The organism is Candidatus Chryseobacterium colombiense (genome assembly GCA_029203185.1).
Lineage (GTDB): Bacteria > Bacteroidota > Bacteroidia > Flavobacteriales > Weeksellaceae > Chryseobacterium > Chryseobacterium colombiense.
In genome coordinates, this window is sequence record CP119310.1 from 3,916,911 (window position 1) to 3,930,819 (window position 13,909).

A 13,909-nucleotide genomic window follows, 5' to 3' on the forward strand; every position below is an offset into this window, starting at 1 on the left:
TATGTCAGATATTAATATAAAAATCACCGACAGAGAAGGGGTAACTCACGATATTGTAGCGCCTACGGATATGTCCATGAACTTAATGGAAATCATCCGTTCTTATGAATTGGCAGAGGAGGGTACGATCGGAGTTTGTGGAGGAATGGCAATGTGTGCTTCCTGTCAGGTATATGTAGTAAACGATCCTGGATTGGAAGAAATGGGTGCTGAAGAAGACGCAATGTTAGCAGAAGCGTTCCATGTAAAAGATAACAGCAGATTGGGTTGCCAGTTGCATATTGTCCCTGAAATGGAAGGGCTGGAAGTGGAAATCGCTCCTTATCCTTAGAAAGTTTTTAACTTAAAATATAGACCTCCCGAAGACTCTCTTTGGGAGGTTTTTTTATTTAATAGCCCAATAAATGGATTTTTTAAATTTATACAGACTAATTTCTCCAATTATAATTTTAAACTTCATCTTTTGAAATCCATTTTTCAACGGTCGGAGCTGTATAACTTTTCATCATTACCAACAATTCATCAATAGTATCACTGATGAGTAACATATCCTGATTGACCTGTTTTAAAAATCCTTTATCAACCATTGTTTGAGTAAGTTTAATTAAATCATCATAAAACCCGTCAATGTTCAAAATGGCAATAGGCTTTTTGTGAAGTCCTAATTGCGCCCAGGTGATCATTTCGAAAAACTCCTCCAATGTTCCGTAACCTCCGGGAAGAACAATGACACCGTCACAGAGATCATTCATTTTGGTTTTTCTTTCATGCATGGTATCTACTAAGATCAACTCGGTTAAGTGTTGATGAGCAATTTCCTTGGATTGCAAGAAATGGGGAAGAACTCCGATTACTTTTCCGCCTGCATGTAGAGAACCGTCTGCAACGGCTCCCATCAAACCTGTGTTTGAACCGCCATAGACGAGTTGAATATTTTGTTTGGCTAAAGTCTGTCCAAGTAAAGTTGCCTGTTCTTTAAAAACATTATCTGAACCGAAACTTGAACCGCAAAATACGGTGATACTTTTCATTTTTTATTTGTTTTGAATAAGATGCTTCGACAGGCTCAATATGACAACGCTAAAGAATAATTTCTAAAAAATACATTGTTAGTATTAGAGAATGTCATGCTGAGCCTGTCGAAGCATCTTTATTTTAATTAAACTTAAATAAATTCCAGTTAAAATTAAAAATATCCAAAATCATTTGATTTTGGATATTCAATAGTATAGTTTTAAATTTTATTTTAAAGGAATATTCGCTAAAATATCTTTAGTGAACATCCAGAATTTCTGAGCAGAAGGAATATTCGCCCTTTCATCCGGAGAGTGGGCTCCTCTGATTGTTGGTCCGAAACTTACCATTTCCATTTCCGGATAGTTAGCTCCGATAATTCCACATTCCAAACCTGCGTGGCAAGCTACAACGTGTGGTTTTTCACTGAATTTTTCAACATAGATTTTTTCCATCAGCTGGACGATTTCTGAGCCTGGTTTTGGTTTCCATCCTGGGTAAGAACCACTGAATTCTACATTCATTCCTGCTAATTCTGCTACCGATTTTAATTGCTCAGCTACAGAATATTTAGAAGATTCTACAGAAGAACGCGAAAGGTTTAAGATTTTTAAAGCGCCTCCCTTTAATTCTACTCTTGCCACATTGTTCGAAGATTCTACCAAATCTTTTACATCGGGACTCATTCTGTAAACTCCGTTGTGAAGAGATTTTAACGTTAAGATAATTTTCTTTGAATCTGCTTCGGAAAGTGCTTGATCAGAAGATGTGGTATTTTCAATATTAATTTGAATTCCGGCTTCTATAGTCGCAAATTCTTCTAGAATTTCTTTTTTAAGATCAGTAACTTCCAAAATGAATTCCTGAGCATTTCTTACAGAAACAATGGCTACAGCTTCTCTAGGGATTGCATTTCTCAATCCGCCTCCGTCAATAGAAATTAATTGGATATTCTCTTTTTCCAGGCCTTTATAAAGAAGTCTTCCTAAAATAATATTGGCATTTCCGAAACCTTTGTGAATATCCATTCCTGAATGACCCCCTTGTAATCCTTTTACTTCAAGTCTTACCAGTTGTCCGTTTGCAGCTTCGGTTTCATAGTTTTGAGTGATCGTTACATCAATTCCTCCTGCACAGCCGATATCGATTTCATCATCCTCTTCAGTATCAAGATTTAATAGAATCTGTCCGGTTAATTGACCCGGTTTTAAACCTAAAGCACCCGTCATTCCGGTTTCTTCATCGATAGTGAAAAGAGCTTCCAAAGCTGGGTGAGGAATGTCTGAACTTTCTAAAATTGACATAATAGTGGCAACTCCTAATCCGTTATCTGCTCCTAGAGTCGTTCCTTTTGCTTTTACCCAGTCTCCGTCAATCTCCATTTTAATCCCTTCAGTATCAAAATCGAAATTAACATCATTGTTTTTTTGGCAAACCATATCTAAGTGCGACTGCAAAACAACGGATTTACGGTTTTCCATACCTGAAGTGGCAGGTTTTTTAATGATTACGTTTCCTACTTCATCTACTGTAGTTTCCAGGCCTAGATTTTCGCCAAATTCTTTGATGAAAGCAATTACTTTTTCCTCTTTTTTTGAAGGTCTTGGAACAGCATTTAATTTGGAGAAGTTTTTCCAGATTATCTGCGGTTCTATATTAGATAATTCCATGAAATTTATTTTTCTCAAATTTACGAAATAAAAAATGCTTCCGGTCAATCGGAAGCATTCTTTTGTATTGTGTCGGAAATCATTTTAACATCCACATTCACCGTAAATAGGTATTGTAACTGTTGTGCCATCCGGTTTTTCAATAGCCAGTGTACCCTGGAATAATAAAGCTTCTTCGTTCTTTATTTTTTTACCCTTTACAGAGATTTTATATTCCCCACTTTCTATTTCTTTGCTAAGTTCTTCATCTGCTTCCATGTCACTTGAGGAGATCAGATTCATAGCCAGTCTTTTGCCTTCAAGTTTCATATAAGCTGTTTTTCCGGCATCATCTGCATAGATGTATTTTTCATTTTCAAAATCTGCTTTGCTCTTTGCAAAATAGCATGAACATTCTTTAATTTCAGAAGGAAAAGGAAATGTATCTACAGAAATTTTTCCTGAAGAAGTTTCGCTTTTAGCAGAGTCCTGAACGATAGTTAAAGAGTCTCCCGATTTTTGAGGAGAAATGGCTTCTTTATCTTTTTTACATCCGACTAATAAAAACGCTGAAAAGAAAATGATAAAATATTTCATGTGATTGTATGTTTTTGATTATCCTCTGGCTCTTTCTAGCAGAACCATCATCAGTAGAGAAAGAATAACTAAGCTTTCTTCCTCATCATCAATGTCAATAAGTCTGTCGAGCTGAAATCTTCTTCCGAAGAATGAAGGCATTTTTTTAAGTTTGAAATAAGCTTTCCCATCTACTCCCGTTACGGTGTAAGAAGGATTCAGGAAATATCCTGTAAACATTCCTATGATAGGAATTTCACCTACAAAACCGTCCCAGAATCTTACCCAGGCATTGTCTTCCTGAATTTTAAATTTCTGCTGATCATGAGGATCTAAAATATCATAGCTTGCTTTCCAGATAGAACGCACTCCTTTTCTTGCCATTCTTCCGAAGTTCTTGTTGTCGATTAAATCATTTAAAGAATAAGATGCATTAAAATCAATCCATTGATTAGCTTTGATTCTGAAAAGTTCTTTTGATTTGCTTTCATCATTAAAAACAATAACGTCTTCTTTTAGCTTGAACATTTTCTGACGAACATACGCTACATAATTTCCGTGTCGGTCTGTAATGTTGAAATCGCTGGCTAAAGTTGTGATTTTAAATTTAAAATCTAATGGATAATTTAGATTGTTAAGTACCATTTAGTGTATTTTTTTCATATTTAGGCGCAAAGATAAAATTTTTATAATAAATGAAAGAGATTTTTAGGCTTTATAAGGGATGAAAACTCGGCTTTTTATTTTATTTTTGTAGTTATGGATTATCCTAGTAAAGTTTTAGCGAAGGCAGTAGATGAAATTTCCGGATTACCCGGTATAGGTAGAAAAACAGCTTTGAGATTGGCCCTGCATTTATTGAAACAGCCGGCTTCCAGAGCAATAAGCTTGGGTAATTCGCTCATTAATCTTGTTAATGAAATAAAATATTGCAAAGACTGTCACAATTTTTCTGATTTTGAGATCTGCGAGATCTGCAGTAATGATAAACGGAATAGCGATACGATTTGCATTGTGGAAGATGTCCGGGATGTAATTGCCATTGAAAATACAGGAAAATACATTGGTAAATATCTTATTCTGGGAGGAAAAATATCGCCAATGGAAGGAATTGGGCCTCATCAATTAAATATCCCGAGTATTGAAAGAAAACTGAATGAAGGAAGTATAAAAGAGCTTATTTTTGCCTTAAGCGCTACGATGGAAGGTGATACTACCGCTTATTATATCTATAAGAAATTCAAAAATTTCAAAGTGAATTTTTCCAGTATTGCCAGAGGTATTTCTGTGGGTGATGAGTTGGAATATGCCGATGAAATTTCTTTGGGTAGGTCTATTATGAACCGATTGCCTTATAACGAAGGACATGTGTAATAATATTATTTAATGATGGTTTCGGTAATTATTCCTATGTATAATTCTGAAAAGACTATATTAAATGCTTTAAATTCAGTTAAAGCACAAACATTAAGTATAGAAGAATTTGAAGTCATTGTTATTAATGATGGTTCCACAGATAATAGTCAAAGTATAGTGGAAGAGTATATAGAGAAAAATTCCGAAATGAATTTACATCTATTGAATCAGGTAAATAAAGGAGTATCCAGTGCGAGAAATTCCGGATTAAAAATAGCGAAAGGAGAGTTTATAGCTTTATTGGATGCCGATGATGAATGGATTCCAAAGAAGACGGAACAACAACTCAGATATTTTGAAGATAAAGATTTGAATATTGATCTTCTTGCAACAAAGGGAAATGATAAGAAAATTTTGTATCCATATAAGATTGGAAAAAACAATCTTGCTGAGATAACATTTAGGAAACTATTATTGAGAAATGAAATTTTAGCTCCGACGGTCATGTTCAAGAGAAAAGTCCTTGAAAATACAGGTTTTTTTGATGATAATCAGAGACATGCCGAAGATGTCAATTATTGGATGAGAGCCTCTTTAAAGAATAAGATGTATATATTGAATGAAAGTTTGGTATATGTGGGAAAAGGGAAAAGGACATTTGGAGTTTCAGGTCTTTCTGCAGATCTTTCAGCAATGGAAAAAGGATTTATAAAAAATCTTAAAGAAATGTATTGGTTAAAAAATATTAATTCTATACAATATTTATTGTTGAGGATTTTTTATAAAGCTAAATATCTATTTTTGTTATGTAGGCAATTTTACTATAATTTTAATGTGAAAAATTAATAATAAATGAAGAGTAAAGGTCTTTTCAAATGAAAAATATTCAAGGAAAAAAAATCCTTTTTTTGGCTGTTCGTTTCTTTCAATATGAGAGAGCAATAACCAAAAGACTCTCGGAACTGGGTGCTGAGGTTGATTTTTATGATGAAAGGCCATCTAATTCTAACTTTGCGAAAGGAATAATCCGTTTCAATAAAAGAATTTATCAATCGATCATTGATAAGTATTACCAGCGTATCATTGATAAAATTCAAAATAAAAAGTACGATTATTTTCTTTTAATTAAAGGGGAGGCTGTTCCTGCTTATTTTCTAGAGAAAGTAAGGTTGCTGAATCCTGAAATAGAGATGATTTATTATAATTTTGATCCTCTAAAAGAATATCCCGTTCTTATTTCCAATCTAAAATATTTTGACAAAAAATTTACCTTTGAAAGAAATGATGCGGCCAGATACGGATTGAGTTTTAGACCCTTGTTTTACCTTGATGAATACAGATGTTTGAACTCTGATATGGTGGTTGATCCTGATTATGATATTGTATTTATCGGGAGTGCGCATACAGATAGATATGTAGTAGGTGAACAAGTACGAGCTCTTGCAGAAACATTAAGATTAAAATATTTTTTCTACTATTATGCAATGGGAAAAATTGCATTTAGGCTAAGAAAAATGATAGACAAGGAACTAAAACAATTTGACAATAAAAAACTGAGTTTTGTTAAATTAGGTCACCATACAATCATTGATTATTATAAGAGTACAAAATCGGTACTTGATATTAATAAGCCTTTTCAGGATGGACTGACAATAAGGACTTTTGAAGCTTTAGCATCCGGAAGAAAACTGATCACTACCAATTCTGATATTCAAAATTATCCTTTCTATAATCCTGAAAATATTTTTATTATTGATCGTACTCATATAAAACTCGATCATAATTTTTTTAATTCAGAATTTCAAAAGATTGACGATGAAACACTGTCTATGATGTCTCTTGATTCTTTCATAGAATGTCTGTTCCTTAAAGATCAGAATGAATATTGGAATTCTTTTGTAAGGAAAAAATAAAAGCAACTCTGAATAGAGTTGCTTTTAATATATAAAGATGAAATCTTTTATTTAGTAGGAGCTACCGGAGTTGTAGATTTAGAAGTCGGAGCAGATTGTGCAGGCGCTTCTTTCTTCACTGGTTGCTGTGCAGCCGGAGCAACTTGAGATGGTTTTCCTGTGATTACAACGCTTATTAGGATAAGAACAATGATGGTTGCTCCTAGTGTCCACGTTGCTTTTTCCATAAAATCGTTGGTTCTTTGTACTCCGAACTGAGCAGAAGATGCACCTCCAAATGTACTGGAAAGGCCTCCTCCTTTAGGATTTTGAGCCATAACAACAATTGTCAGTAAAATACTGGCAATCATAACAAGAACCATTAATAGTGTAAATATAGTATCCATTAATTCTGATATCTTTTTGAGTGGACAAATTTAATCTTTTTTTACTGAATAGCAAAATAAGATAGAAGTAAAAATAAAAACAGCAACATTTGTTGCTGTTTTTTTATAGTAGATTGATCTTTCTTTATTTAAAATCAGAATCTTTAGCCTGGTTTATTTCGTATGATTTTACTTTCATAACCATATCCATACCCATTTGATTCACTGTAATGGTGTAAGGCATTTTCACCCCTGATACATCTTTATAATCAGCAAAAGTGGTAGGAATTGTCATGGTTTGTCCTTGTGCCTTTACAGTTTCGGTTTCTCCTGTTTTAAGACCTGTTTTTACGCTGTAATAGAATGCTTTATCACCCGATTTAATCGCGTAAGAATCTTCTCCGTTGATCTTTTCAATGCCTGCTAATTTGTAATCTGGAGATTTAGCAAAACCTAATTCTTCGAAAAGTTCAGTGTTTTTAAGGTTTTCAGCAACTTCTTCCTTACTCATTGGAACCTTTTGTCCGCCTTGCTCAGAATATCCTGTTTTACCATCGAAAACTTGTTTCTGAACAGTCATTGCTCCCATAGAAATGGTTTGTAATTCTTTTCCACCTTGAGCTTTAACAATTTTGAAGTCAAGGTTTTGTCCCTGCATAGACATCGTTGCATTCGTAGTGTATGAAGTAATTTTTGCCAAATTAGCTTTTCCTCCGATAGCAGCAATATACTTATCAACAACAGAAGCTACGGTTACATTGGCATCAACCTTTTGTACAGCTGGCTTTGCAACAGGATTTGCCTCTTTATCAAAGTATTTTACAGGGTATCCTAGTTTCTCCAGCCCTTCAGAAATATCAGATGCTTTACCAGCAATGAAAATTCTGCTCTGATTTGGTAAAATAGTAGCTTTTACAGCGCTGGTAACGTCTGCAGCAGTTACTTTATCAATAGATTTTAAGTAGTTGATATAGAAATCAGCAGGAAGATCCTGAACTTTTTGGTTTAAAGCGAATCTTGCAATGGTTGCAGGTTGCTCTAATGACATGATGAATGATCCTTTCAGTTTGGCTTTAGCGTTTTCAAGTTCTTCTGGCTTTACAGTAGAAATTGCATTAAGCTCATTCATGAATTCTTTAACCGCTTTGTCTGTAACCTCATTTCTTACACTCGCACTTGCAGAAAACTGTGGAGAATACTTACTTGCCACCATGCTTGAATAAGCCCCGTAAGTGAATCCGTTTTTCTCACGAAGGTTCATGAAAAGTCTGGCTTCACCACCACCACCAAGGATGTAGTTAGCAATAACTGCAGGGAAATAGTTAGTATCCTTCATTTTTAATGTGTTCAGGTTGTTCAAAGAAACAACAGACTGCACAGCAGAAGGAACATCGACGATATTAATTTCAGTTTTAGCAACATTTTCAGCCGGCTCTAAAGGAGTGATCGGTGTATTTGCTTTTTTCCAGCCATTGAAAGCCTTTTCAATCAAAGGTTTTACCTGATCAAATTTAACATCTCCAACAATTACTAAATAAGCATTGTCCGGAGCATAATATTTTTTATAAACGTTTTGTACGTCAGCCAACTGAATTTTGTTGATAGATTCAACGGTTTCAAACTCACCTCTTGAAGTATTTTTCCCATACATCAAAGCATTAGAAACTCTTCCGGCGATAGAAGAAGCATTTTTTTCGTCAGATTTTAATCCTTCGATAGCTCTTTCTTTAGAATTCTGAATTTCCTCAGAAGAGAATTTAGGATTAATAATAGCATCGGCCATTAAACCTAAAACCTGAGGGAAATATTTAGAAAGTGAATTTAAGCTTGCACCTCCTGAGCTAAAATTAAGGTTAGCTCCAAGATAATCCACTTTTTTGTTGAAATCATCTTTGCTCATGCTTGTCGTTCCGTTTTCGAACTGTTCAGCCATGATTTCGCTTACTCCAGTTACGCTTCCTTCGTTGTATGGAGGCCTGTCCATAGAAAGACTTGCACTTACTCTAGGCAATTTGTTGTTTTCCACAACCATTACCGTAAGACCATTCTTTAGTTGGAAAGTTTTTGGCTTAGCAATGTTGATCGCAGGAGTTGGTCCTGGCTTTGGCATTGCATTAAGATCTATTTTTTGTGCTGAAACCGTTCCTGCGAATAAAAACGCTGCAGCTATATATGTTAATTGCTTTTTCATTTGTAAAAATTTAATTTTTAATAATCATTTTTTAACCTGAGAAGTTGAAATGATTACTTTTTTTCAGGTACGTAATTAATGACGATTCTTTGGTTAGAATTAAGATACTTTTTAGCCGCATTCTGAAGATCCTGTCTTGTGATAGATCTGTAGATGTCGATTTCTTTGTTGATCAAATTTGTATCACCCATCAATACGTGGTTGGTAGCCAATGAAGCAGCAATTCCCTGAATGCTTGAGTTGGCATTTACAAACTGGTTTTCGTACTGGTTTTGAAGTTTCTGATAATCATCCTCAGAGATCAAAGTAGTCTGTAATTTTTTGATTTCAGCATCAATGTCAGTCTGTAAAGCCTGTTTTGTAGTCTGTCCCATCGGGATTGCGAAGAAAGCGAAGATACTGTAATCTTCTAGGCCTTGGTTGAAAGCAGCTACCTGAAGCGCTTTTTTATCCTGATCAACTAATTTTTTGTATAAAACAGAAGACTTTCCGTTACTTAAATAAGAAGAAAGCATATCTAAAACATAAGCATCTTTCTCTTTGTTAGCAGGAGTTCTGTACGCGAAAATATAAGCCGGAAGCTGAATATTCGGGTCTGTTGCTGTAACTTCTTTTTCCTGAGTGATAGGAGCATCTTTCGGGAAATCTTTCGGATAAACCGTTCCTTTTGGAATGCCTCCGTAATACGTTTCAATCCACTTTTTCGTTTGCTCAGGTTTGATATCTCCGGCAACAACCAAAGTAGCGTTATTAGGAACATAATATTTTTTATAGAACGCCTGGAATTCTTCCAATTTCGCAGAGTTCAAATCTTCCATAGAACCGATTGTTGGCCAGTTGTACGGGTGATTGGTAAATAAGTTTTTTTGAATTGTCGTGAAAAGATTACCATAAGGCTGGTTATCCATTCTCAATCTTTTTTCTTCTTTTACAACTTCTCTCTGAGTATCTACACCAACCTGGTTGATTACAGCGTGACGCATTCTCTCAGCTTCCATCCAAAGACCCAATTGTTCGTTGTTTGATGGGAAAGTTTCATAATAATAAGTTCTGTCGTTGGTCGTGTTAGCGTTGTTTTGCCCTCCGTTTGAAGAAACAATCTTAAACCAGTCACCTCTTTTAATGTTTGGGGTTCCTTCAAATAAAAGATGTTCGAAGAAGTGAGCAAAACCAGTTCTTCCTTTTACCTCATCTTTTGCACCTACATGGTACATTACTCCAGTTGTAACAACCGGTGCAGAATTATCCTGGTGTAAAATTACGTGAAGACCGTTTGGTAAGTCATATTCTTCAAATTTAATTTGTTGTGCGTTCAAAGCCATTCCAAAGAAAGCCGCTGCAGCAACAGAAAGAAGTCGCTTTTTCATAAATAGAAATTGTTTTGTCAATTAGTGCCAAATTTACTTTAATTGTTACATTACTTTTAATATTTTTTTAGAATTTTGTTAGAACCGTAATTTTCAATTAAAACATGAAGTATTATCTGTTTTTGATATTGTTTTTCTTTTCAAACAGTTTCCGGTCTCAGGAAATCAATAATGACTCAGCTTTAAAAAAATGCAGAAAGGATTTCAATAAAAAGATCTGTCTTTCGGATGACGATAAAGACGGGATTATTTTTTATCTGGATAAATGTCCTAAAGAAAAAGGTGTGGTTGAAAACAATGGTTGTCCGTGGCCAGATCAGGATAAAGATGGAGTCATTGACAAAGATGATTTCTGTCCAACTGTTGCAGGTCCACAGGAAAACAACGGCTGTCCGTGGCCGGATATAGATGGCGACGGGATTTTGGATAAGGATGATAATTGTCCCACGGTTCCCGGTTTGGAAGAATATAAGGGGTGTCCTAAACCTTATAAACCTGACTGTAAAGCAAAAGAGAGAAAGGATAGTTTAGAAATGGCAGAATTCAGGTCAGAATATAAAGATATTGATGGGATTTACAATAAACTAAATAGTCGGTTTTTAGACCCTGTTTTGAAGAAGTTTAAAATAAAGAAATTTGAACTTTATCTTGAATTCATTAATTGGGGTGGTCCTTGTGACCTTCCTGGCTGCTGTCCCAATTGGAAATATAACAAATCAAATTATTTAATTTCTAAGTTTTGGAATAAGAAAGCGCTGGAAAGTTATGTTCAGAGGAAAAATCTGAAAAGGATATGGCTTTCTTCCAAACTTTATCCTTCCGGTTTTTTTGATTTTAAGGATTTTATAGATTCTTCTTTATATTCATATTTAACCAAGCATTATGAAAAAACGAATCATCAGATAGTGATCAATAAGAATGAAAAAACAGATACTTCTTCTGTCATAAATGTCGGAATTTACTTTGAAACGCCTTATAAGATTACTATTTCAATTTTTTGTTCCAACAGCTGTTCTTCTCCGGATCTTAAGTATGAATATAATGGCAAAGACTGGAATAGAATCAGTGAATAGCTGTTCGTCAATCTAAAATTTGAATTCTCCATAGAATACACTAATTTTGTGTTCCCAAAATTTTTTGCTGTATGGAGGATTATCTGAAAGGACTGAATGAATCACAATTTGAAGCCGTTACCACATTACAGGGACCATTGATGGTGCTTGCAGGAGCGGGTTCCGGAAAAACGCGTGTACTTACCATGCGTATCGCTCATTTGATTACCAATGGAGTCGATCCTTTTAACATTTTATCTCTAACCTTTACCAATAAGGCAGCAAAAGAAATGAAGGAGCGTATTGCAAAAGTAGTAGGACAGAGCAATGCAAAAAGTCTTTGGATGGGAACCTTTCACTCGGTTTTTGCAAGAATTCTGAGAAGTGAGGCACATTATCTGGGATATCCTTCCAACTTTACCATTTATGATCAGCAGGATGCCCTTAACGTAATTAAAAAGGTGTTGAAGGACATGAATATCGATGCCGATTTGTATAAACCTAAAAAAGTTCAGGCGAGAATCTCTACCTATAAAAATAATCTGATCACGGTAAAAGCTTATTATGCCAATCCGGAATTGATGGAAGCTGATGAAAAAGCCAATATGAAATTCATAGGGCAGATTTATCAGAAATATGTAGAGCAGTGCTTCAAAAACGGATCGATGGATTTTGATGATTTGTTGTTAAAAACCAATGAATTATTGACTCGTTTTCCTGAAGTTCTTGCGAAATATCAGGACCGATTCAGATATATTCTGGTAGATGAGTATCAGGATACGAACCATTCCCAGTATTTGATTGTAAAAGCGTTGGCTTCAAAATTTGAGAATATTTGTGTGGTAGGAGACGATGCCCAATCGATCTATTCTTTCCGTGGAGCAAACATCCAGAATATCTTAAACTTTAAAAAAGATTATCCTGATGCAGTAACCGTTTCGTTGGAGCAGAATTACCGTTCTACACAGAATATTGTAAATGCAGCCAATGTAGTAATTGCAAAAAACCTTCAGCAGTTTAAGAAAAATGTGTTCAGTGAAAATGAGGAAGGAGAAAAAATAAAGATTTACCGTTCCCTGTCCGATGCCGATGAAGCGAATTTCGTAGCGGGGAATATTTGGGAAACCAGAAACCGGGAGCAAAGGAAATACAGTGATTTTGCCATCTTATACCGTACCAATTCTCAAACGCGTGCATTTGAAGATGCTTTGAGACGTAAAAATATTCCGTACAAAGTATATGGAGGGCTTTCTTTCTACCAAAGAAAAGAGGTGAAAGATTTAATCGGTTATCTGCGCCTTCTGGTGAATGAAAATGATTCGGAAGCATTGATGAGAATCATTAATTATCCTGCAAGAGGAATTGGGGAAACAACCCAGAATAAACTGATCGTTTTTGCAGATTCCCAAAATGTTCCGGTTTCAAAAGTACTGGATAATCTTCCGATCTATGCACCGCATTTAGGCTTTAACAACGGTGTTCTGAATAAACTGAATGATTTCTGGTCCATGATCAAGGCATTTCAGGTATTGCTTAAAACAGAAACGGCTTACAGCGTTGCCATGGAAGTGGCGAAACGAAGCGGTTTGATTAAGTTTTTAAAAGATGACCAGACTCCGGAAGGAATTTCCAGGGTAGAAAACGTTCAGGAATTGATGAACTCCATGCAGGGGTTTATTGAAGAACAAATGCAGCTGGAAGACGGAGATCCGAGTTTACCGAATTTCCTGGAAAATATTGCTCTTTCTGCCGACACTCAGGATAAAGAAAATGTGGATGATATGGTTTCGCTGATGACTATTCACCTTTCCAAAGGTCTTGAATTTCCGGTAGTTCATTTGGTGGGATTGGAAGAAAATCTTTTCCCTAGCTTCATGAGCTCTGCCACGAGAGAAGATCTGGAAGAAGAGAGACGATTGTTTTATGTAGCGTTAACAAGAGCAGAGAAACAGGCTTATTTCTCTTATGCCGTATCCCGTTTTCAATGGGGAAAAATTATCGATGCTGAACCGTCAAGGTTTTTGAGTGAAATCGATGATCAGTTCATTGAATTCCTGAATCCAATGATCGAGAAGCGTTTCATTAATAATTCCGGGGTGAGATCGAATATATTCGATGAACATCCTTCTGAAATGAAAAGCTTTAAGAAAGTGGAGAAGAAAACCATTGCGAAAAATGACAGCTCAAAACCGATTGCAGAACCTAGAAAGCTGAAACCGGTAAGTACAGCGAAGATTATCAATCCGAGCGGGGCTTCTTCTCAGGATATTGAAGTCGGGGATAAAGTAAGACACGACAGATTTGGAATAGGGGAAGTTACTTTCCTGGATGGTACAGATCCTCAGAATATTAAAGCAAAAGTAGTTTTCATGCACGAAGGAGAGAAAAATCTGATCCTGAAATATGCTAAACTGACAAAAATATAA

Annotated in this window: 12 protein-coding genes and 1 pseudogene; 6 read left to right on the top strand and 7 right to left on the bottom strand. The window is 35.4% G+C overall.

All coding sequences use genetic code 11. From position 1 onward, the window contains the following. Position 1: 1 nt before the first annotated feature. Positions 2-331, top strand: a complete 330-nt coding sequence (locus P0Y62_17855) for a 2Fe-2S iron-sulfur cluster-binding protein (protein ID WEK69668.1) — start codon at positions 2-4, stop codon at positions 329-331. 118 nt (positions 332-449) lie between these two features. On the opposite strand, the gene P0Y62_17860 is transcribed toward P0Y62_17855, so the two are convergent. The 4 genes from P0Y62_17860 to P0Y62_17875 form a co-directional block, all read right to left on the bottom strand. Next, positions 450-1,031 carry a TIGR00730 family Rossman fold protein gene (locus P0Y62_17860; protein ID WEK69669.1) on the bottom strand — a complete coding sequence of 194 codons (582 nt, stop codon included), beginning with the start codon at positions 1,029-1,031 and terminating at the stop codon, positions 450-452. 210 nt (positions 1,032-1,241) lie between these two features. Then, positions 1,242-2,684, bottom strand: coding sequence for an aminoacyl-histidine dipeptidase (locus tag P0Y62_17865; protein WEK69670.1), 1,443 nt, complete (start codon positions 2,682-2,684; stop codon positions 1,242-1,244). An 84-nt stretch (positions 2,685-2,768) separates the two neighbouring features. Further along, positions 2,769-3,260, bottom strand: a complete 492-nt coding sequence (locus tag P0Y62_17870; GenBank protein ID WEK69671.1) for a hypothetical protein — start codon at positions 3,258-3,260, stop codon at positions 2,769-2,771. An 18-nt stretch (positions 3,261-3,278) separates the two neighbouring features. Further along, positions 3,279-3,884 carry a hypothetical protein gene (locus P0Y62_17875; GenBank protein ID WEK69672.1) on the bottom strand — a complete coding sequence of 202 codons (606 nt, stop codon included), beginning with the start codon at positions 3,882-3,884 and terminating at the stop codon, positions 3,279-3,281. Between the two features lie 114 nt (positions 3,885-3,998). Between P0Y62_17875 and recR the strand changes: the two genes are divergently transcribed. Genes recR through P0Y62_17890 form a run of 3 tightly spaced genes read left to right on the top strand, consistent with a single transcriptional unit; the run spans position 3,999 to position 6,508 of the window. After that, positions 3,999-4,613: a recombination mediator RecR gene (gene recR / locus P0Y62_17880; protein ID WEK69673.1), complete on the top strand. Its 615-nt coding sequence runs from the start codon at positions 3,999-4,001 to the stop codon at positions 4,611-4,613. Between the two features lie 15 nt (positions 4,614-4,628). After that, complete coding sequence (locus tag P0Y62_17885; GenBank protein ID WEK71825.1) at positions 4,629-5,441, top strand: glycosyltransferase family A protein; 813 nt, start codon at positions 4,629-4,631, stop codon at positions 5,439-5,441. Between the two features lie 29 nt (positions 5,442-5,470). Next, a complete protein-coding gene (locus P0Y62_17890) occupies positions 5,471-6,508 on the top strand; it encodes a hypothetical protein (GenBank protein ID WEK69674.1) in 1,038 nt (345 codons plus the stop codon). Between the two features lie 47 nt (positions 6,509-6,555). Here the strand turns inward: P0Y62_17890 and secG are convergent, their stop codons facing one another. The 3 genes from secG to P0Y62_17905 all read right to left on the bottom strand — a co-directional run bounded on the left by secG (position 6,556) and on the right by P0Y62_17905 (position 10,431). Continuing rightward, on the bottom strand, positions 6,556-6,894 hold the full coding sequence (gene secG, locus P0Y62_17895; GenBank protein ID WEK69675.1) for a preprotein translocase subunit SecG: 339 nt from the start codon (positions 6,892-6,894) through the stop codon (positions 6,556-6,558). A 124-nt stretch (positions 6,895-7,018) separates the two neighbouring features. After that, a complete protein-coding gene (locus P0Y62_17900; GenBank protein ID WEK69676.1) occupies positions 7,019-9,064 on the bottom strand; it encodes a pitrilysin family protein in 2,046 nt (681 codons plus the stop codon). A gap of 53 nt (positions 9,065-9,117) precedes the next feature. After that, positions 9,118-10,431: a pitrilysin family protein gene (locus P0Y62_17905; GenBank protein WEK69677.1), complete on the bottom strand. Its 1,314-nt coding sequence runs from the start codon at positions 10,429-10,431 to the stop codon at positions 9,118-9,120. A 260-nt stretch (positions 10,432-10,691) separates the two neighbouring features. On the opposite strand from P0Y62_17905, the pseudogene P0Y62_17910 reads away from it, so the two are divergent. Both P0Y62_17910 and P0Y62_17915 read left to right on the top strand, forming a co-directional pair. After that, positions 10,692-10,919: pseudogene (locus P0Y62_17910) on the top strand (thrombospondin type 3 repeat-containing protein). A 656-nt stretch (positions 10,920-11,575) separates the two neighbouring features. After that, entirely contained in the window at positions 11,576-13,909 is a 2,334-nt protein-coding gene (locus tag P0Y62_17915; GenBank protein WEK69678.1) for a UvrD-helicase domain-containing protein, read from the top strand.

What these genes read in the sequence shown, in the direction of transcription:
- P0Y62_17855 (WEK69668.1), top strand. Translation starts at nt 2, where the DNA reads ATGTCAGATATTAATATAAAAATCACCGACAGAGAAGGGGTAACTCAC.
- P0Y62_17860 (WEK69669.1), bottom strand. Translation starts at nt 1,031, where the DNA reads ATGAAAAGTATCACCGTATTTTGCGGTTCAAGTTTCGGTTCAGATAAT.
- P0Y62_17865 (WEK69670.1), bottom strand. Translation starts at nt 2,684, where the DNA reads ATGGAATTATCTAATATAGAACCGCAGATAATCTGGAAAAACTTCTCC.
- P0Y62_17870 (WEK69671.1), bottom strand. Translation starts at nt 3,260, where the DNA reads ATGAAATATTTTATCATTTTCTTTTCAGCGTTTTTATTAGTCGGATGT.
- P0Y62_17875 (WEK69672.1), bottom strand. Translation starts at nt 3,884, where the DNA reads ATGGTACTTAACAATCTAAATTATCCATTAGATTTTAAATTTAAAATC.
- recR (WEK69673.1), top strand. Translation starts at nt 3,999, where the DNA reads ATGGATTATCCTAGTAAAGTTTTAGCGAAGGCAGTAGATGAAATTTCC.
- P0Y62_17885 (WEK71825.1), top strand. Translation starts at nt 4,629, where the DNA reads ATGGTTTCGGTAATTATTCCTATGTATAATTCTGAAAAGACTATATTA.
- P0Y62_17890 (WEK69674.1), top strand. Translation starts at nt 5,471, where the DNA reads ATGAAAAATATTCAAGGAAAAAAAATCCTTTTTTTGGCTGTTCGTTTC.
- secG (WEK69675.1), bottom strand. Translation starts at nt 6,894, where the DNA reads ATGGATACTATATTTACACTATTAATGGTTCTTGTTATGATTGCCAGT.
- P0Y62_17900 (WEK69676.1), bottom strand. Translation starts at nt 9,064, where the DNA reads ATGAAAAAGCAATTAACATATATAGCTGCAGCGTTTTTATTCGCAGGA.
- P0Y62_17905 (WEK69677.1), bottom strand. Translation starts at nt 10,431, where the DNA reads ATGAAAAAGCGACTTCTTTCTGTTGCTGCAGCGGCTTTCTTTGGAATG.
- P0Y62_17915 (WEK69678.1), top strand. Translation starts at nt 11,576, where the DNA reads ATGGAGGATTATCTGAAAGGACTGAATGAATCACAATTTGAAGCCGTT.